This is a genomic window from Xanthomonas sp. A1809 (genome assembly GCF_017746015.1).
In the GTDB taxonomy this organism is placed as follows: Bacteria; Pseudomonadota; Gammaproteobacteria; order Xanthomonadales; family Xanthomonadaceae; genus Xanthomonas; species Xanthomonas euvesicatoria.
This window is the reverse complement of record NZ_JAGHWZ010000019.1, coordinates 24,622-45,607: the sequence shown is the minus strand read 5'-3', so window position 1 is coordinate 45,607 and position 20,986 is coordinate 24,622. Positions and strand designations below refer to the sequence as shown.

At 64.3% G+C, this 20,986-nt stretch carries 10 protein-coding genes; all 10 read right to left on the bottom strand.

The genetic code is table 11. From position 1 onward, the window contains the following. Nucleotides 1-248 precede the first annotated feature (248 nt). The 10 genes from J7396_RS20775 to J7396_RS20730 all read right to left on the bottom strand — a co-directional run bounded on the left by J7396_RS20775 (nucleotide 249) and on the right by J7396_RS20730 (nucleotide 20,878). Entirely contained in the window at nucleotides 249-1,799 is a 1,551-nt protein-coding gene (locus tag J7396_RS20775; RefSeq protein WP_209262034.1) for an MASE1 domain-containing protein, read from the bottom strand. Nucleotides 1,800-2,171: 372 nt separating this feature from the next. Continuing rightward, nucleotides 2,172-3,599, bottom strand: a complete 1,428-nt coding sequence (locus J7396_RS20770; protein ID WP_008571269.1) for a sugar porter family MFS transporter — start codon at nucleotides 3,597-3,599, stop codon at nucleotides 2,172-2,174. Between the two features lie 85 nt (nucleotides 3,600-3,684). Continuing rightward, nucleotides 3,685-5,022 carry a xylose isomerase gene (gene xylA / locus J7396_RS20765; protein WP_209262033.1) on the bottom strand — a complete coding sequence of 446 codons (1,338 nt, stop codon included), beginning with the start codon at nucleotides 5,020-5,022 and terminating at the stop codon, nucleotides 3,685-3,687. Nucleotides 5,023-5,069: 47 nt separating this feature from the next. Next, the gene (xylB, locus tag J7396_RS20760) at nucleotides 5,070-6,563 is read right to left on the bottom strand and encodes a xylulokinase (protein ID WP_209262032.1); all 1,494 of its coding nucleotides are present in this window, start codon (nucleotides 6,561-6,563) and stop codon (nucleotides 5,070-5,072) included. Then, a complete protein-coding gene (locus J7396_RS20755; RefSeq protein WP_209262031.1) occupies nucleotides 6,560-8,932 on the bottom strand; it encodes a glycoside hydrolase family 95 protein in 2,373 nt (790 codons plus the stop codon). Before J7396_RS20755 ends, xylB begins: the two co-directional genes overlap by 4 nt. Before the next feature lie 91 nt (nucleotides 8,933-9,023). Further along, nucleotides 9,024-11,927, bottom strand: coding sequence for a TIM-barrel domain-containing protein (locus tag J7396_RS20750; protein WP_057681471.1), 2,904 nt, complete (start codon nucleotides 11,925-11,927; stop codon nucleotides 9,024-9,026). A gap of 101 nt (nucleotides 11,928-12,028) precedes the next feature. Further along, the gene (locus J7396_RS20745) at nucleotides 12,029-13,774 is read right to left on the bottom strand and encodes a DUF5597 domain-containing protein (protein ID WP_071117882.1); all 1,746 of its coding nucleotides are present in this window, start codon (nucleotides 13,772-13,774) and stop codon (nucleotides 12,029-12,031) included. 11 nt (nucleotides 13,775-13,785) lie between these two features. Further along, nucleotides 13,786-15,702 (bottom strand): sialate O-acetylesterase, encoded by a 1,917-nt coding sequence (locus J7396_RS20740; protein ID WP_209262030.1) that lies wholly within the window; start codon nucleotides 15,700-15,702, stop codon nucleotides 13,786-13,788. An 88-nt stretch (nucleotides 15,703-15,790) separates the two neighbouring features. Beyond that, nucleotides 15,791-18,046 carry a cellulase gene (locus J7396_RS20735; protein ID WP_029819228.1) on the bottom strand — a complete coding sequence of 752 codons (2,256 nt, stop codon included), beginning with the start codon at nucleotides 18,044-18,046 and terminating at the stop codon, nucleotides 15,791-15,793. 111 nt (nucleotides 18,047-18,157) lie between these two features. Beyond that, nucleotides 18,158-20,878 (bottom strand): TonB-dependent receptor, encoded by a 2,721-nt coding sequence (locus tag J7396_RS20730; protein ID WP_209262029.1) that lies wholly within the window; start codon nucleotides 20,876-20,878, stop codon nucleotides 18,158-18,160. Nucleotides 20,879-20,986 lie beyond the last annotated feature (108 nt).

The following is a 20,986-nucleotide window of genomic DNA, read 5'->3' as shown; positions in this document are numbered from 1 at the left end:
GGATCCTGCCTGGCCGATTTACGAGTTCCAGCGCGACGGTGTGACCTACCTGCAGATCAATGACGCAAGCGGCGGGGTCCGAGCGGTCGTTGCACGCATTGACAACGCGATGTGGGTACTTCCAATGGGTAAGGATGCAGACCGCGTCTCCGTACCTTCCGCTAACACCCTTTGGGGCAATCCGACGTCAGCGGCAACCGCTGCGGAGCCAGGCCCCAATGCACGCACGATTTACCGGACTACCCACTTCACTGTGCAAGTCGAGCGGCAAGCCAACGAGGAACGCTGGAAGGTGTCTCCGTCGCAGTAACTGTAGGCACTTCGGCAACTAGAAAACTAACCACCAGCGCATGGCGGCGGCGAAACATACCGCCATGCGCCTTGAGGCGAGCGCGAAGTTCCGCCTCGGCATCAGGCGACTCACGGCGGAGCGAATCTACTACCGAGGTGTCGGCGAACACTCTCATTACGACGCCCTGCGCACCTCTACCGCGCCAAACGCGCGCATGGATGAAATGCTTGTCCGCAACAGGAAGAAGTTCCATGGTGTTGAGCACACAACGATAAGCAGCCAGCTGCAAGCCAAGTGACAGTAGCTGGCAATCCCCCTGCAGGAGACAAGTGACTTCAGTTGCATTCAGCCGCTCAAAGGCGGCCGAACGTAACGATCGGAACAGTCCGTGCGTTTCGATCTCGAGCGGGTATAGCGCTCCGACATACTCGTGCAAGAGCTGAGACTCAAGCACGGCGAGACGTGTGATCTCCATTGCCGCAGCGTGCTGTCCCCGAGCACGCAGGTCAGCGATAACCGACTTCCGCATCCTGTTCACCTGAACATTGATGTCGGAATACTTGACAACTCGATTCCTCAGCGTCCTTTCAGCGGAGAGATAGCTCTCCTGGATGGCACGCTGCGCATCGACCCTTACTCGCCGGATCGTCTCAAATCGCTTTACGGGCTTGACGAATTTCGCACCTGCGGAGAAAAGAATGGCACTGACAATGACGTGAAAGATTTGAACATCGAACAACTGTGCATTGTAGTAGCCAATCTCGTACGTCTTAGGCAAAGTGATTGCCAACGCGAAGTTGGCTAGCAACGTACCCAGCGCAGTACCTGTCCAGCCATGGTTGCGGGTCAAGAAGATCGCAGGCCCGATCAGCAACGCCATCAAGACCTTTCGAGTCCATATGCCTTGCGTGTAGCCAAGGATGTAGAACAGCACCAGGATGACAACAACCGATAGCGCCAAATCCCTCGGCAAGTCCGCCCGGGTTGGCCCTCGCCGCTGGGGGGACCAAAGCAGAACGGGAAGCAGGAAGGCCAGTATTCCCTGATAACTCCCCAACCAGTAGCGGACGAGAAATTGACCTGCATCGGCAGTTGAAGGGCCGTCGAGTGAAGCATTAAGAACGATGCTCCACGAAGAATTGAAAAACGCGATCGCGATGGAAAACGGAATCAGGAAGGGAGTCTGCTGGATCAGCTTCCCGCAGTAGCGACGAGCGGACCAGATTCCCAAAGCAATCATGGGTGCGTGCAGAAAAGGACTCAGATAACCCCAGGCCGGGTCGTAACCTTGGTTGTGCGAGAGCGGCACGCGGAGCCACAGCATCGCCGCCGCATCGCCTGCCAGCAGAAAAGGCCACTCGCGATAAGGCCTGAATAGGAGAGCGACGACGCGCAGGCCAACCGGCAAATACCACTGATCGATGGAGCAATACCAGAGTGACAGGAAGGCCAAGCAGTAGCACACGCTGATCAGCGCACCCCTGACAAGCTCTCTTGTTGCTGCCATACCACCACTCCTTGGTTTCACGATGCGCCCTAGTCTGGAGGGAATCGACCGCCGGAGTATAGCGGTGGCGCACACATTGCGGAAAAAGCCAGACAGCCTACCGGCTCGTCACCACTGCGTAACGACATCATGCACTTCGCTGGTGCAGTGACACGTTTAGCATCATCAACCTTGACGAATCAGTGGCGGCAAGGCCACGGCGTTCAGCAGCTACCACAAGCGCCCCGCGACTGCCGGGAGACGAGGCCTTGCCGAGTTATTAATCGTTTCGGGCCAGATTCATGCTCAACCAACGGACATGCACAGACGCGATAAAGGCCGCCCTTGGCGGCCTTTATCGCAGCACGCATAGCTGTCGCACACGCAACTGATTCAGCCCTCCATTTGCTCCAACTCCTTGCCCTTGGTCTCGTAGACGTACTTGAGCACGAAGAACACCGAGATGAAGGCGGCGACGGTGTAGATGCCGTACGCACCGGCCAGACCGATACTGCCGAGCAGGATCGGGAAGCTGACGGTGATGGCGAAGTTGGACGTCCACTGCGCGGCACCGGCAATGGCCAGGCCCGAGCCGCGGATCTGGTTGGGGAACATTTCACCCAGCATCACCCACATCACTGGGCCCCACGAGGCGTTGAAGAACACCACGTAGACGTTAGCGGCCACCAGGGCGAGCATGCCCATGGCATCGGACATCGCAAGCTTGCCGTTGGGATCCAGCGAGGCAGTGGCAAAGGCGTAGGTCACCAAGGCCAGCGAGACGGCCATGCCGGCCGAGCCGATCCACAGCAGCGGCTTGCGGCCGATCTTGTCCACCAGCATCACCGTGACCAGGCAGGCGCCGATGCTGAGGCCGCCGGAAAGCACGTTGATCAACAGCGCATCCTGCTCGGAAAAGCCCACTGCCTGCCACAACACCGCGCCGTAGTAGAACACCACGTTGATGCCCACCAGTTGCTGGAACACCGCCAGGCCAATGCCGATCCAGACGATGGGGCGGATCTTGCCGGTGGCCTTGTTGATCAGGTCGGAGAACTTGGGCTTGTGCTGGTCGGCCGCCATCGAGGCGGAAATCTCGCCCAGCTTGGTCTGCGCGGCGGCGTTGCCGTACAGGCGCTTGAGCACCACTAGCGCCTGCTCGCGGCGCCCCTTGACCACCAGGTAGCGCGGGCTTTCCGGGATGACCAGCAGCAGCAACAGGAACAGGATGGAGGGAACCGCCTGCATCCAGAACATCCAACGCCAGGCGGCCTGCCCGGCCCAGAGCGGCTCGGTGGAAGCGCCGGCGGCGTTGGCCAGCAGGTAGTTGCTCAGAAACGCGCAGAACAGCCCGCTGATGATGGCGATCTGCTGCATCGTGGCCAGCCGGCCGCGATAGCGCGCGGAGGCGACCTCGGCGATGTAGGCCGGCGAAATGACGCTGGCCGCCCCCACCGCGAAGCCGCCCATCACGCGGGCGAAGATGAAGAAGCCGGAACTGTGCGAAGCACCGGCGCCGATGGCCGAGAGCAGGAACAGCGCAGCGGAAATGATCAGGACCGCGCGGCGGCCCCAGCGGTCGGCCAGGCGGCCGGCAAAGAAGGCGCCGATGGCGCAGCCCAGCAGCATCGAGGCAACCTCGAAGCCGGTCTCGGCGGCGGTGGATTGGAAGGTCTGTTTCAGGCCGTCGACGGTGCCATTGATCACGCCGCTGTCGAAGCCGAACAGGAAGCCACCGATCGTGGCCACGCAACTAATCAGGATGATGAAACGGGTGTTCTCGCCGGCATCGGGGGCGCCGTCAATGGAAACACTGGACATGGGTTCACCTGGGAACGTGCAAGGGAGCGTCCACGGGGGTGGCCGCCATCGGCCGGCGACGCAATGCGCCGCCGGCCACGGGACATCAACGCGTCAGATACTGATTGATCAGGTTTTCATACGCTTCCTGGCGGCCGCTGAGCTGCAGGGGCGCATTGCCGGCCGCATGCTTGGCCAGATCGGCCAGCGTGGTCTTGCCTGCGGCAAAGTCCGCGCCGGCGCCGCTGTCGAAGCTGGCGTAACGCTCGGCACGCCACTGTTCCAGCGGCGAGGTGGTCAGCAGCGCGTTGGCCACTTCCAGCCCGCGTGCGAACGCATCCATGCCGCCGATGTGGGCCAGGAACAGGTCCTGCGGGTCGGACGATTCGCGACGCACCTTGGCATCGAAGTTCAAACCGCCCGGTGCCAGGCCACCCTGCCGCAGTACCACCAGCATGGCGCCGACGGTGTCGTACAGATCGGTCGGGAACTGGTCGGTGTCCCAGCCGTTCTGCGGGTTGCCGCGGTTGGCGTCGATGCTGCCGAGCAGGCCGGCATCGGATGCCACCTGCAGGTCATGCTCGAAGCTATGGCCGGACAGCGTGGCGTGATTGGCCTCGATGTTGAGCTTGAAGTCTTTGTCCAGGCCATGCTGGCGCAGGAAGCCGATCACCGTGGCGCTATCGAAATCGTACTGGTGCTTCATCGGCTCCATGGGCTTGGGCTCGATCAGGAAATTGCCCTTGAAGCCAATCGCACGGCCGTAGTCGCGCGCCAGGGTGAGGAAGCGCGCCATGTTGTCCTGCTCGCGCTTCATCTGCGTGTTGTGCAGGCAGGCATAGCCTTCGCGGCCGCCCCAGAACACGTAGTTCTCGCCACCGAGTTCAACGGTCGCATCGATCGCGGCCTTGACCTGCACCGCCGCACGCGCCACGACATTGAAGTCCGGGTTGGTCGAGGCGCCATTCATGTAGCGCGGATGCGAGAACAGGTTGGCCGTGCCCCACAACAGCTTGATGCCGGTGTCGGCCTGACGCTGCTTGGCGATGCCCACCATGTGCTTGAGGTTGCGCTCGTACTCGCCGATGTCGTCGGCATCCGGTGCCAGGTCGATGTCGTGGAAGCAGTAATACGGCACGCCGAGCTTGGTGAAGAACTCGAACGCCGCATCGGCCTTGGCCTCGGCACGGTTCAACGCGGTAGTGCCCGCATCCCACGGATACGCACGCGTGCCCGGGCCGAACGGATCGGCGCCATTGCCGCAGAAGCTGTGCCAGTAGGCCACGGCAAAGCGCAGATGCTCGGCCATGGTCTTGTCGCCGATGGTCTTGTTGGCGTCGTAGACCTTGAACGCGAGCGGGTTGTCCGAATCGCGGCCTTCGAAACCGATCTTGCCGATGCCGGGGAAATATTCTTTCGCGCCGATGTACACGGTGTTGCTCATGGGGTGTGAAGTCCTTGCTGCTGGGGGAGTTGTAGAAAAACTATCGATCAACCGGCATAGAGCGGGCTGACGACATGCAGGTGCTTGAGGAAGGTCTGGTAGTGCTGCTGATACTGGGCCACACGCTGCGGGTTGGGCTGTGCGGCAAGCGCATCGTCCACCTGCAGGTGCTCCAGCACCACATCGGCCAACGCCGCATCGCCGCCATCGGCGCGCTCGCAGGCCCACAATGCCTGGAGCGCGGCACCGAACGCAGCGCCTTCGGGCTGGGTCGGCACCACAACCTGCAGGTTGAAGATGTCGGCCACCATCTGCCGCCACTGTGCGCTCTTGCTGCCGCCGCCGGTGAGCAGGATGGTATCGAACTGCAATCCCGCAGCAACGAAGGCATCGAAGCCGTTGCGCAGGCTGTAGGTGGCACCTTCCATCGCGGCGCGATAGAAATGCGCGGCGGTGGTGTTGTGCAGATCCATCCCGAACAGGCAGCCGCGCGCAGCCGGCAGATCCGGGGTGCGCTCACCGTTGAAGAACGGCAGCAGCACCAGACCGTCGGCGCCCGGCGCGGTGTCGGCGATCATCGCTTCGGTCTGGTCGCGGGTGATGGAGAACATGCGCATCACCGCCTCGGTGGCGACGGTGCAATTCATCGTGCAGATCAAGGGCAGCCAGCCGCCGCTGGAGGAGCAGAACGCGGCCCAGCGCGCCTCATCGTCCACCACCGGGTGATCGGCATAGGCGAACAAGGTGCCCGAGGTGCCCAGGCTCATGGTCAGGCGCCCGGGCACTACGTTGCCGGTGCCGATGGCGGCCATCATGTTGTCGCCGCCGCCGGTGGTGACGCGCACGCCGGCCGGCAGATGCAACGCCTGGGCGGCGGCATCGGACAACGCATAGACCGCGCCGGTGTCCACCAGCGGCGGCAGTGCATCGCGCAGGTCGCGTTGGGCATCGACCGCACTCAGCATGCGCTCGGACCACTGCCGCGTCCGCACGTCCAGCCAGCCGGTACCGGAGGCATCGCCCACTTCGGCAAAGCGCTCGCCGGTGAGCCAGAAGTTGATGTAGTCGTGCGGCAGCATCACCGTGGTCATCGCGGCATACGCCTCGGGGCGATGCTTGCGCGTCCACGGCAATTTGGAGGCGGTATAGCCGGCCATGATGGGGTTGCCTGCTGCGGCGACGCTGCCTGCGGCGCCGCCGACGGCGTCCATGATTTCATCGCATTCCAGCGCCGTGCTGGTATCGCACCACAGCTTGACCGGCGCGGTGACGCTGCCGTCGGCGGCCACCGGCACGAAGCCATGCTGCTGGCCGGAGACGGAAATGCCGCGCACGCGTGCACGCTGTTCGCCATCGAGCTGCGCAAAGCAATGCACGATGCCGTCGATCCACCACTGCGCCTGTTGTTCGCGGGTACCGTCGTCGCGGCTGATCAGCTCCATGGGCGCGGCGATCGTGGCGACCACGGCGCGATCCTGCGGATCGTAGGCCACCAGCTTGACGCTCTGCGTGCCCACATCCAGTCCTACATACAAGCTCATTGCGTCACCAATCGGTTGTTGTTGAGTCCCACCTGCTGGGTGCGGCCTGCGCCCAGTTCCAGGTCCAGGGTCTGCCCTGCGTAGGACAGTTGATAGCGTCCGCCACGATCGCTGTGCAAGCGTGCCTGCTGCAAGCGGCCGCCCTCCCATTCCAGATCCACGCTGGCGCCGCCACGCACGCGCAGACCGCGCACGCTGCCGCGCGGCCAGGCCTTGGGCAAGGCCGGCAGCAGGAACACGCTCCCGCCCCAGCTTTGCAGCAGCATCTCGGTGATGCCGGCGGTGCCGCCGAAGTTGCCATCGATCTGGAACGGCGGATGCGCGTCGAACAGGTTCGGATAGGTGCGTTCGGGCGAGATCAGCAGTTGCAGGATGCGGTAGGCATGCTCACCGTCGGCCAGCCGCGCCCACAGGTTCAGCCGCCAGCCGATACCCCAGCCGGTGGCGTTGTCGCCGCGAATTTCCAGCGAGCGGCGTGCGGCCGCAGCCAGGTCCGGGGTATCGCGCAGATTGATCTGACTGGAAGGATGCAGGGCGTACAGATGCGAGACGTGGCGGTGGTGGATCTCCGGCGCCTGCATGTCCCAGTCCTGCTGCCATTCCTGCAACTGCCCTGCCTTGCCGATGCGGTTGGGCGGCAACTGCTCGCGCAAGGCGGCCAATTGCTGGGCGAACTCCGCATCGATGCCGAGCAACTTGCTCATGGCGATGCATTGCGCGAACAAATCGCGCAGCAGCTGCGCGTCCATGCTGGGACCGGCGCACACGGCCGCACCGAAGGGATGCTGGTTTTCCGGCGACATCGACGGATTGGTCACCATCGCACCGGTCTGCGGATCGCGCATCAACGTGGCAACGAAGAATTCGGCGGCGCCCTTGAATAACGGGTAGACCTTGCTCAGGTACGCGCGGTCGCGGCCGTAATCCCAGCGGTCCCACAGTTGCTGCAGCAGCCATACGCCGCCCAGCGGCCACAGGCTCCATTGCGCGCCGTCGATCGGGCCGGCCTGGCGCCACAGATCGGTATTGTTGTGGACCACCCAACCCGGCGCGTCGTAGATCGCCCTGGCGGTGCGCGCGCCGGTCTGGGCCAGATCGAACAGCATGGCTTCCAGCGGCTCAACGCATTCGTGCAATGCGTTGGCCTCGCTGGGCCAGTAGTTCATCTCGGTGTTGATGTTGATGGTGTACTTGCTTTCCCACGGCGGCTGCATCAGGTCGTTCCAGATGCCCTGCAGGTTGGCTGGCTGGGTGCCGGGCCGCGAGCTGCAGATCAGCAGGTAACGTCCGTATTGGTGATACAGCGCAGCCAGTGCCGGATCATTGCCTTCGGCGAACCGCTGCACGCGTTCGTCGGTAGGCAGCTGCGTGGCCGCGCTGCTGCCGAGGTCGATCGCCACGCGCCGGAACAGGCGTTGATGATCGGCCAGGTGCGCGCGCAACAACGCGGGAAAATCCAGCTTGGCAGCCTTGCGCAGGCATGCGGCGGTCGATGCGAGCGGATCGCCATCGACCGCATCGAGACGTTGGTAACTGGTCGCGGCGCTGAGCAGCAACACCACTTCGTCGGCCGCGTCGATGCGTAGACGGTCGCGCACTTGGCTGAGTTTGCCGCCGCGCACCTGCGGCAGCACCCGCAATGCAAACCGCAGCTTGCCCTCGATGCCGGCGAAGCTGCCGTTGCGACCACTGAACAGCAAACCGCCCTGCTCGGCGGTGACCTCGCCGGTTTGCGGGCTATCGATGCCCACACGCACCGAAATACCGCCGGGGCGGTCGCACGACAGCCGCACCACGATGCATTGCACCTGCGCAGAAACGAACACCTCGCGCCGATGCACCGCGCCGCCGGAGCGGAACGTGGTGGTGGCCACCGCCGTGTCCAGATCGAGCTGACGGCGATAGTCGCTGATGCCGTCGGCGCGATCGAAATCCAGCAGCAGATCGCCCAACGGTTGGTACGGCATCTGCTTGAGCGGGCGCGAGAGCAGCTTGGCATCGGCCAGTTGTTCGGCCTCTGCGTAGCGCCCGGCGAAGATCAGCGCACGCACCTGCGGCAACGCGGCCAGTGCGTCAGGGCTGTTGGAATCGTAGGGCCCGCCTGCATACAGCGTGTCTTCGTTGAGCTGCAGGCGCTCGTGGGCGATACCGCCCCACACCATCGCGCCCAATCGCCCGTTACCGACCGGCAGGGCTTCCACCCATTGATTGGCCGGCTCGCGATACCACAGCTGCAGGGCCTGCGCTGCCGCGACGGGCGGGAGCGCGGTTTTATTCGAAGCCTGCGCGGCCTGTGCAGCCGCCGGCACGGCGCCAAGGGCCGCAATGGCGGCCCCGGTTGCCTTGCACAGCTCACGACGGCTCAGCACGGCAACCGCCGTGCTGAATGACCGGAACCGCGCGCGCCTGCCTTGCGGCGTTCCGGCATCTGGGTGCTCATCGACTGAAGACAGCCTGCGATCATCGACGACGCGCTTTGCCCGACGCAATCTTGCGCTGCAACACGCTGACCGGCTTGCCGTCGTACTGGATGCTGGCGTCGGTCTTGGGCGCGAGCGCGCCGGCATCCTCGCGCGGGCCGTCGACGAAGCGCACGTTGATGGTGCGTTTGGCCTGCATGCCGGTCCAGCTGCCTTCGCGCTTGCCGATGCTCAACTCGCCCTTGGCCTGGTTCCAGACCAGCGGGATGCGGCTGAACTCGCCCTTCTCGTAACCGTAGCCTTTGCCATCGTCTTCATACAGCGAGAACTGGCCATCGGCGCCGGTGTAGACCACCACGGTGAGCGGTGCATCCGGCACCTGGTCGACGTATTCCTGCACCGGGCCGGTGGGCACGATGGAACCGGCACGCACGAACAACGGCATGCGCTCGATCGGCGCGGCAGCTTCGATGCTCTGGCCGCCCTCGTAACGCTTGCCGGTTGCGAAATCCAGCCAGCTGCTGCCGGCCGGCAGATACACCTGCCGCGAGGTGGCGCCGAAGCGGGTTACCGGTGCGACCAGGAACGCCGGCCCGAACAGGTACTGGTCGTTGATGTCGCGGACCTTGGGGTCGTTCGGGAAGTCCATCATCATGCCGCGCATGATCACGCCATCGCGCTGGTAGGTGTCGCCGGCCAGGCTGTAGATGTACGGCAGCAACGCATAACGCAAACGGTTGTAGTAGGCCATGCTCTCGTAGAACGGCGTACCTTCCGGTGCGATGTTCCAGATTTCGCGGTACGGGAACTGGCCGTGCGACCGGAAGATCGGCACGAACGCACCGAACTGGAACCAGCGCGTGTTGAGCTCGCGCCATTCCGGCAGGTGGGCCGGATCCTGGTCTTCATAACGCTTCTCCACCGCAAAGCCGCCGATGTCGAAGGTCCAGTTGGGCAGGCCCGACAGGGCCATGTTCACGCCACCGGAGATCTGGTCGCGCATGTCGTCCCAGCGCGACACGATGTCGCCGCTCCACACTGCCACCGCATTGCGCTGGGTGCCGGCATAGCCCTTGCGCGAGAGGATGAACACGCGCTTGTCGTCGGCCGCACGGTCGCCCACGTACACGCCATGCGTGTGCGGCAACGGGTAGGAGTTGAAGTATTCGGTGGACGAGCCCAGCGCGTTGGGCGTGGTGCGGGCCTTGCGCTCGGCGATGTCCAGGTTGGAATGCACGTCCGGCTCGTCGGCGTCCATCCACCAGGCATCGAAGCCCTTGCTGTTGAGCTTTTCGTTGATCTGGCGCCAATAGATCGCCTGCGCCTTTTCCGAATACGGGTCGTAGAACGAGTTCTTGTAGCCCTTGCCGATCCAGTCCAGTTCGCCCACTTCCACGTTGCGCCTGAACATGAAACCGGCGGCGTCCAGTTCCTTGTAGTTGGCGGTGGTGGGATAGAACTTGGGCCAGATCGAAATCATGATCTGCGCATGCATGTCGTGCACGGCCTTGACCATGCCGTCCGGGTCCGGGAAGTGCTGCTTGTCGAAATCGTGCGAGCCCCAGGCGTCTTCCGGCCAGTACGACCAGTCGAGCACGATGTTGTCCAACGACAGTTTGCGCTTGCGGTATTCGGCCACCGCGCCCACCAGCTCGTCCTGGCTCTTGTAGCGCTCACGGCTCTGCCAGAAGCCGTAGGCCCATTTGGGCAGCATCGTCGACTTGCCGGTGAGTTCGCGATAACCGGCCACTGCCTGGTCGTACGAATCGGCGGAGACGAAGTAATAGTCGATCATCTGGCCGGCTTCGGACCACAACGACAGATCCTTCGCTTCGGCGGCCGGCAGCGGGTCGCGGTGCAGCAGCGCGATGTAGCTCGGGTCGATCAGGTCCCATTCGATCTTGACGGTGTGGCGCTGGCCCGGCTCGAGATCGAGCTTGAATTCGTGGTTCCACGGGTTCCAGTTCTGGCGCCAGCGATCGATCACCAGCTTGCCGTCCACATACAACTTGGCGTATTCGCTCGAATACAGCGAGAAGGTGTGTTCGCCACCGGTGAGCGCTTCGATCTCGCCCTCCCAGGTCACTTGCATGCGGCTGTTCTTGTCCTTGGTGATCGCCTTCTTCGGGTACTTGGGCAGATCGCTGAGGTATTGGTAGTTCACCTCGCTCTCGCGGCGTTCGAGGATTTGCTTGCCGTTGATCGCATAGCGCGCGGTCAGTGCGCCGGCCTTGCCCTTGGCGTCGTACAACTTCAGCGTCTTCGGCAGCGGCTGCAGGCCGCGCGGGTCGCCCAGGCGGGTGATCGAGTTGTTGTCCCACAGCAGGCCGTAGTTGCGGCTGGACACCAGGTACGGCACCGCCATGTCGATGTTGTTCTGCTGCAACTCGACGTTGCGCCCCTTCTGGTTCATCCAGCCCTGCTGATGCTGGCCGAAGCCGTACAGCGCTTCGTCAGCGGGCGACTGGAAGCGCTGGCGCACGCTCAGGTACTGCTTGCCCTCGGCCTTCAACGGCGCAAAGCTGCGCCCGCCGGCCACTTCCGACAGCACCGGCTTGCCGTTGGCATCGGCAAAACTGACATGGCCATCGACGGTGGAGATGCTGGCAGTGACCTTGCCGGTCTTCAGCTGCACGCTGTCGCCCTGCTCGGCCATCTGGAACGCGGTGTCGCCCTGCACCGGCACGCGCATCAGGCTGGGGCTGCGCGCGAAGTCGCCGTCCGGATCTGCGCTGACGCGGATGATGCCGCTGTCGACCACTTGCAGGCGCACCGGCGCGGCGCCCTTGGCGCTCGGCACCACGGTGACGCCATCGGCGGCCTTGCGTACTTCCTGCGCATGCGCGGTGTTGGCCAACAGGGCCAGCGACAAGGCCAGGCACTGGGCCAGTGGCGTACGTCGGTTGGCAGGCACGGCGCCGGCGGAACGGATGGTGGTTTGCATGATCACTCCCTTTGAATGACGAAACGGTGCCGCGGGGGCGGCAGCGCATGGGTAAGGCGAGGCGATGCCGTCGCGGCATCGCGGCGTTGTGGCAGGCGCGCTTATTTGTAGGTTGCCAGCTTGATCTTGAGCAGCTGCGGCACGCTGGAAAAGTTGACGCCGTAATCGGTCTGGTCGCCATTCCAGTTGCGCTGGAATTTCCAATCGTTGCCTTCGTACACACCTTCCTCGACACGGTCGTAGATCATGTTGGCGGTGGCATCGCTGGCCGGATGTAGGGTCACGCGCGCGTGATAACCGGTCACCAGGAATTCGTCCGGGCTCAGCTCGGCGATCAACGCGGCGCCGATCGGTTCGGGGTTACCCGGCGGGTCACCCTTGAACCAGAACTGCGGCACGCCATAGGTGATGGTGGCGCTCCAACGGTCGTTGAGCTTGAGCTCCTGCACGGCCTGGCCGGGTTCTTCGGCAGTGCCATGCAGCTTGCCTTCGGAAGCGGCCTTGGCGAACGGTCGCATGCCCATGCTGACCGCCTGAAACCCGAGCGCGAACGGCGCCAGCGTCTCTTCGTTGACGTGCTTGGCACCGAGCGGATAGTTGGAATAGCGGGTGTAGTCGATGCCGAAGGCCGACCAGCCGATGCCGTCATGGCCCAGCGTGGGGTACAGATAGCGCGCGTATTCCGGGCGGTTGCCGGTTTCGGCCACGAACAACGCGTTGTCCGGGCGTGCGTAACGTTCCAGCACCGTGGTGTACATGCGGTATTCGGGCATGTAGATGTCCGGCGCCAGCAGGTCGATATGCGGGCCGGCCGCCTTCCAGACATCCAGCACGTTGTCAGTGGGGCCACCGCTGGCGTACTGGCCGGGCTGGCCTGGATTGAACGGGCCGCGCAGCGCTGCATTGACGTACATCGGCAACGGATACTCGGCCTTGCCGGCTTGCGCTACCTGGTCGATGTAACGGCCGATCGACCACGCGTGGAAGATTTCGTCGGCATCGGCACCGAACACCTGCGCCCAGGTGCCCGGCTGCTTGTTCATGCGCTTGATCAACTCGTCCGGCACTGCGCCGTCGAACAGCTCCTGCGCCATCGGCGAGAAGTCGCGCACGCTGCCGTAGGTGCCCGCCTCGTTCTCCGGCTGGATCATGATCACGGTGTGCTGCGGGTCCACCTTCTTCAGGTGCTGCATGAAGGCGACGAACGCCTTGCGGTCGGCATCCAGCGTGGCCTGCGCATGCGGCGACAACGAACCGATCGACTTGCCTTCGCGGGTGACCACGCGCGGGAAGCGCTGGTTATCGGTCTTGACCCAATGCGGCGCGTACTGCGGGCCGTTGTTCTTCCAGGTTGCGAACCACAACAGCACCAGGCGTACCTTGTGCTCGCGCGCCTGGCCCAGCAGCGTATCGACGAAGGAGAAATCGAACCTGCCTTCTTCCGGCTCCACCTGTTCCCAGGCGATCGGCACCTGCACGGTGTTGGGGCCGAGCACCTGCATGGCCGGCCACACCTTGTCCATGATGCCGGGGTAGTTGCTGGAGTTGTTGACCTGCGCGCCCAGGATCAGGAACGGCGCACCGTCGACCATCAACGCATGCTTGCCGTCCTTGCTGACGAACTGCGGCATGGGCGTCTGTGCAGCCGGCGCCTGCGCGTTGTCCGGCGTTGCCGCAGCGGTGCTTGCAGCAGCAGCGTTGGTTGCAGCAGGTTTGCCGGCATTGCCCTTGTCGCCAGATTGGCAGCCAGCCAGGGCCAGCGTCAGCGCGGACAGCAGCAGCGGGCGCAGGCAACGCCGTGCGCTGGAATGGGACATGGCACGTGCAACGGGGGAATGCATGGACATAAGACTCCGTGTCACCAGGTATCGGTGCGGAAGGGGGAAACAGGAAGGGCGTCGCGATTGATCAGGTTGGCGTCGTCCGGGTTTTCGCTCCAGCCGTAGCGCACCGCGACCGGTGCGGCGACGGCATCGCTGCGCACGATCACGCGGTCGCCCTCGATCTGCGCGCTGGCCGGGTGAAAGCGGTGATCGGCGCCGGCAATACGAAATCCCTGCACGGCACCGCCGCCACGCACCTGCAGCGCACTGCCCTGCAAGTCGAAGCTCAGCACCGCCTTGCCGCCGTCAAAGCGCGCGCGCTTGAATACCGGCGCGCTGTACACCAGCGTTTGGCCGTACGCCACATGGCGTGCAGCAAGCGCAAGGCGATGACCGACATCGCGCTTGTTGGTGGGATGGATGTCGGTGGGGTTGCCGATGTCGATGATCACCGCCTGCCCGGTTGCCGGCAGCGCCAGCGTCTTGGACTGCGACTCGCGCAACAGTGCCCACGGGCTCAGCTCACCCGTGTCGCCACCGGCCTTGAAGTTGGCCAGCTGCACCCACAGGAACGGCAGCGTCTTGTCGCCGCGCTCGGCACGCCATTGCCGGATCATCGCTGCGAACTGCTCGCGGTATTTCACTGCGCCGGTCTCGGTGGCATTGGTTTCGCCCTGGTACCAGATCACGCCCTTGACCGGGAACGGCTGCAGCGGATGGATCATCTGGTTGTACAGCAGCGTGGGCAGCTGATTCTTGTTGTCGGTCAACGACACCCGCACCGCGGCCGGGCGGAATTTCCAGCCGCCCAGCGCGCGCTTGGCACCGGCACTGGTCTGCACGAAGCGTTGTTCATCCGGGCCATGCATGCCGCCACCGCCGCTGAGGTCTTCCACGCGGACCGCAATGTGGTTGACGCCGGCCTTGAGCGCCGCAGCCGGCACCTGATACACGCGTGGCAGGTTCCATTGCTTTTCGGTGCTGCCGACCTGCTGGCCGTTGACGTAGGTGGTATCCGAATCGTCGATCTGGCCCACGCCCAAGGTGATGCCGGCCTTGGCCTCGGCAGCGCTGAGCGTCATGGTGGTGCGATACCAGGCGATGCCGTCCATGCCGTCGTAGCCACTGGATTCCCATTGCTTGGTGACCGGGATGCTGTCCCAGTCGCTGTCGTCGAACGCCGCTTCGCGCCATTGCGGCATCTCGCCTTCCACCTTGGGCCAACGCGCGATGCGCTTGCCGGTGGCGGCCTGCGCTGCGGCGTCGCGTTGCTTGATCGCCTCGATCGCGCCCTGGTTCTGATCGGCACTCAGGCCCAATGACGTAGCGTCCATCCACGCTTCGATCGCGCTGCCGCCCCAGGTACTGTTGACGATGCCGATCGGCACGCCGGTGCTGGCGCGCAGCTCCTTGGCGAAGAAATAGCCAACCGCAGTGAATTCACCGGCGTTGGCAGGCGTTGCGGCCTTCCACTCGCCACCGGTCAGGCGCACCTGCGGCTGCACCGACCACGATTTGGGCACCTTGAAGTGCCGTAGCTGCGCATCGTTGGCAGCGGCCACCGCTTGCGGGCCGTCGCTGGCCTGGGCCAACGGCCATTCCATGTTCGATTGCCCGCTGGCCAGCCACACATCGCCGACCAGCACCTCGCGCACCTGCAGCTCGCCCCCGTCGCCCTGCACACGCAGCACGTAGGGGCCACCGGCAGCGTGCGCAGGCAGCCTGACCTTCCATTGCCCTGTTGCGTCGGCCTTGGCGGTGGCGCGCTTGCCGTCGAAGCTGACCGTGATCGCGGCGTTGGGCGAAGACCAGCCCCATACCGGCATCGGCTGATCGCGCTGCAGCACGGCGCCATCGGCGAACAGCAGCGGCAGCGTTGGCACCGCCCAGGCCGCCGGACTGACCAGCACCAGGCCCAGCAGGCAGCCACGACGAACGAAAGAAGCGGTCATGCAGTGATCTCCAAAGTCGGCGCAGCCAGGCGGCGCGCAGCGCCGTACACGGTAAGACAGCGCGATGACGCGCGCAGCGACGCGGCGCTCATCGTGGATCGCCATAGAAGATGCCACGGCCACCGGTGGCAAAGTACACGCGGCCGGCAATCCGCGGGTCGCCGGTCACGCTATACGGTTTGCCGAAACGATGGGCATCGTCGTTGATGCGTCGCCAATGGGCGCCTTCGTCGTCGGAGCGGAAGATGCCATCCACGCCGGCCACGCGCCCGGCCAAGTACAGGGCCGCGGGCGCGCCGGCACGCAGCGCCTTGCCGATGCCCAACGAGCGCGCTTCATCGGGTTTGGAAAGCGTGCGCAACTGGCCGTTCTGCCAACGCATCACGCCCAGCGTCGGGCTGGCCAGATACACTACACCCGCACGCCATGGGTCGGGCCGCAGTTGCGGGCGCGCACGTTCATCGCGCGCCGGGGTGCCGACCCGCTGCCCGGTATCGCGAAAGCTGGCCGCACCATCGCTGCTTTCGTACAGGCGCCCACTCACCCGATCGGCCGCATACCAGCGCTGCGCATCGACGCGGTCGGCCACCACCACCGCGGTATCGGGCAAGCCCTGCACGCGCTGCCAGTGCTTGCCGAAATCGCCAGTGCGCCACACCCCGCCTTGGTCCGGCACCCACACCACTTGCGATGCATCGGCGGCAATGGCAATGGTGCCTGCCCCCTGCCCGCGCGGCGGTTCGCTGGCGAATGCAGCCCAGTGCGTGCCACCGTCCTGCGAATACAGCGCGCGGATCTCGTTGTTGCGGCGATCGCGCACGGTGCCGCTGCGCACCACCCACTGCGGTGCCTGGCCGGCGGCGTCGATGCTTTCGCCATTGGTCAGGCGCGGGCCCAGATACTGCAACTGTGCGGTGTCCAACGCGTCATGCCGGAAGCCATCGATATCGCCCAGCGCGCTGAGCAGGTGCGCACCGGCCATCGGGCTGAGCAGATCCAGCGGCACGGTTTCTTCCAGCCCACGGTCCTGGAACCACCACTGCAGCGGCGGCTGCGTTGAAAACGTCTGCAGGTTGCGCGAGGCCCAGATGCCGTAGCCGGTGACGAACAGGGCGTGGTTGCCGTCGAACGGATCGATCGCCAGCGCGCCTATCCAGTGCGGCGTTGCGTGCGCGGTCCACGGCGCGGCGCTGTGATCGAACTGCGCACCCGCCAACAGCGGAACCCAGCTGCGCCCGCCGTCATCGCTGCGGAACACCTCATCGCGCGGCGCGCGGCGGCGGAAGGTGCTGGTCAGCAGCACCTGCGGATGTTGCGGATCCACTGCCACCGCCCCCCAGCCGAAGCCATCGCCGCTCGCCGGTTGCGGGATCGGGCTGATCTCGCGCCAGCGGCCCTGCATCGCGTCGTAATTCCACAGCGCGCCACCGGCCATCAGATCCGGGCCAGGGTGATCGCCATAGCTCAGGTACCACTGCCCAGCGTTGTTACCGGCCATGTGGTTGGGGCGCAGCCCCTTGGGTTGCCCGGCCACGGCCGCCCAGGTGCGCCCCGCATCTTCGGAGACGTACAGGCTGGTTTGCGCAGTGGAAACGCCCACATAGATGCGTGGTGTCGGATTGCCAGCACGGCCGCTGGCGGCGTCGAAGACGACGAAGGCGATGCCCACGGCCTGTTCGTTTCCGACATGGTTGCGTGCCGTGGCCCCTGCCAGTGCATCGGCTGGAAAGGTTTCCACCCGCGTCCAGTGCGCGCCGCGATCGTCGCTGCGCCACAGGCCTGCATCACGCGAGCCAAGCAACAGCACACGGCCGTCGTGCGGGTCCACCGCCAGCCGCTCGCCATTGGCGCGGCCCAATTGATTGCCACCGAGCTTGAACGGCAGATCGGCGCGTTCGAAATGCTTCCCGCGATCGAACGAACGCAACACGGCCGCATTGCCGGCGCGTTCGTGCATGTAGGTGCCAGCAGCCAGGTACAGCGCGTTCGGGTCGGCAGGATCGACCGCAAAGGCGTCGATTCCCATCAGATTCCAGTCGTCGGCCCCCAACCAATCGGTCAGCGCGACCCACTGCTGCGCCTGCGCGTCCCAGCGATAGGCACCACCGACATCGGTGCGTGCATAGGCAAGATCGCGTTCGGCCGGATGAAACAGCACGCCGGTGACAAAACCGCCCCCCCCGATGGCCACGCTGTGCCACTGATACGGTGCCGGCGTGCCGGGCTCGTCCGCAGATCCCTCGGACGGCATGAAGAGCACCACCAGCGTCAGGCAGACAGCAGTCAGCCACGCATGCGCTGCGGAAAAACGGCGCTTAGTAGGCGGATCGATCACGGCGATCATTCCTCCGGCTCCCCTCGCGATCGATGGCCTGGCCATCGATAGGAAAAACACCGGCCCAACGAGCTGCCTGCACAGCTCGCCGGACCGGCGACGCACTTCCTACGGCGCGTTCTACAGGCTGGCCCGCAACGTCAGGCCATACCGACGATCGTTGATCACGAAATCGCGGTAGCGCGACTCGGTGCCCAGATAGCTTTCGCGACGGGTATCGAGCAGATTCACGCCATCGAGCGAAATCGACCACACATCATTGATGTTGAAACGCAGCGAGGCATCCAGCTGGCCGAAGCCCTTGTTGTAGACCGGCAGGTTGCCGGTGCCGTTGCCCGCCGTGGTCACCAGCCAGTCGCTGCGCCAGTTGTAGGCCACACGGCCCTGGAAGCGCGCCGTTTCGTAGCTGAGGATCGCGTTGTAGCTGTTCTTGGACAGGCCCTCCAGCGGCACCGTCAGCGACTGGCCGTTGGTGTCGGTGGCGGTGGGGCTCGGCGCCTCGCTGTCGACGTAGGTGTAGTTGGTCTGCAGGCCGAAGCCGCTCAACCAGCCCGGCAGGAAGTCGAAGAACTGCGTGTAACCCAGTTCGGCGCCGCGGATCTTGCCCGAATCGCCATTGACCGGACGGGTGATCTGCCACACCTGGCCGTCGTACACCTCGTTGAAGACGGCGTTGGCGATGAAGCCTTCCACCTTCTTGTAGAACAGGGTGCCGTACATCATCGAGCCCTGGCCGAAGTACCACTCCAGCGCGGTGTCGAACTGGTCGGCCTTGACCGCTTCCAGACTCGGGTTACCCGCCGTGCCGGTGAAAGTGGAAGCGCCGTTCGAGGTACCGGTGCTCAGGCTCAGGTTCGGGTTGAGCTTGTCGAAGGTCGGACGCGAAATACCGCGCGAGGCGGCAAACCGCCATTGCAGCAGATCGCTCAGCATCCAACGCAGGTTCAAGCTGGGCAGCACGTCGGTGTAGGTCTGCTGCGCATCCACCGGAATCAGGCCACCACCTTCGGCATCGGTGCCGGTGCGCACGCCTTGCGAGCCCACTTCGGTACGCACCACGCGCACGCCGATGTTGCCATCGAACGGAATCTCGCCATCCACGCCAAAGCGCAGCACGCCATACGCCGCGTAGGTCTTCTCGTTCTGCGTGTTGATGTTGTTGGGGGCAAATTCCAGCGGGCTGGCACCGAAGGCAGCCAGGGTCTGCTGATAGTTCGCCACTGCCGCATCGGATGCCGTCAGGGTTGGCCCGAAGGCATGACTCTGGCCGCGGAAGAAGTCGGTGATCGGATTGGTCATCACACCGATGCCGGGGTACTGCGAAAACGGTGCGCCGTCGCAGTTGTTGATGCACATGAAGCGATAGATGTTGCCCTTGGTCTCGGCATCACGGTCGGTGTAACGCACACCGGCCTTGAAGCTGCGCACGAAGTCGCTGTCGAAGGCCAGATCCATATCCGAACGCCAGGCAAATTCGGTGCCCTTGTTGTCGTCCTTGTTGTCCAGGTGATAGCGCCAGCCGTTGTAGTTGTTGACGTCGGCCAGGTAGCCTTCCGCACCGCTGGCATCGGTCACCGACAAGCGCGGCAGATCGCCCCGGAAATCGACGTTGAACTGCGGGCTGGTGACCTGACCGGTGGACAGGATGTAGCGCGTGCCGGTGGTGGTGGCATCGACATACTGGAAGTCGGTGCTCAGGGTCAGCTTTTCGTTGACCGTCCACTTGGCACCCAGCGAGTAATCGGTGGTCACCGAGTGGCGCTCGGTCAGGCTGGTATTGGATTCGGTCGGCACATTCTGGAACGAGCCGTTGACGAACTCGTTGCGGTTATTGACCTGGATGCCAGGCAAGCCCTGCATCGGGTTGGCGCCGGTCAGCGCGAAGAACGAATAATCGTGCCAGCTGAAGTCGTAGTCCGAACGCAGCACCTGCGTATAGACCTCCACTGCATCGTTCGGACGCCACTGCATCGCAAAGGCGCCGGTCTTGCGCTCGCGCTCGCCGACGGTGGTGTTGATGCCGGCGCCGTGCGGCACCGACACGCCCTGCCCTTCGTAGCCCGGCAGATCGGTCTGGGTGTACCACGGCTCGATCGAAATGGTGTCCTGGCGGAACGGGCTCTTCTGCTGCGAGTAGTTCACCAGGATGCCGATCTCGCCGATTCCGGTCTGCCAGCGATCGCTGAACAGGCCCGAGAACGCCGGCTTGCCGTCGTCGGCGAGGTCGTAATAGTTGTATTGCACGCTGCCGGCGATCTTGCGGCCGTCGTAGTCGAACGGCAGGCGCGTGCGCAGGTCCACGGTGCCGCCCAGGCCACCTTCGATCATGTCGGCAGACGGATTCTTGTAGACGTTGACGCCGCCGAGCAATTCGGCAGACACGTCTTCGAAGCTCAGGCCCCGGCCGTCGTTGGCGGTAAAGATGTCGCGACCATTGAGTTCGGTGCGTACCTGGGTCAGGCCGCGGATGGCGATCGCGCTGCCTTCGCCATAGTTGCGCGAAATCTGGATACCGGAGATGCGTTGCAGCGCTTCGGCCACATTGTTGTCGGGCAGCTTGCCGATGTCTTCGGCAACGATGGAATCGACGATCTGCTCTGCGTTCTGCTTGACCAACTGCGCCTTGGTCACGCTGCTGCGGGTACCGGTGACCTGCACGGTGTCCAGCTGTTGCGTGGTCGCAGCCGAGGCCGGCGTAGCGGTGGTGGTCGCATCCTGCGCATAGGCCTGCGCGCTCAGCAGCGTGGCCACGCTGATGGCCATCACGGAGCGGCGGAAATCACGGATCGAACGCTGACCCACAGTCCGGCCTGCCGGAATGTGGCGATGTTGCACTGACATGGTGCTCCCTCCCAGGACGCATGTACTTCTAGTTTTTAGCGGGCCGGTGCGCGAGCGCCCGACCCGTCGTTGGTGCTGGCTTGGCATCTGCCGACGGCAAGACCGTGG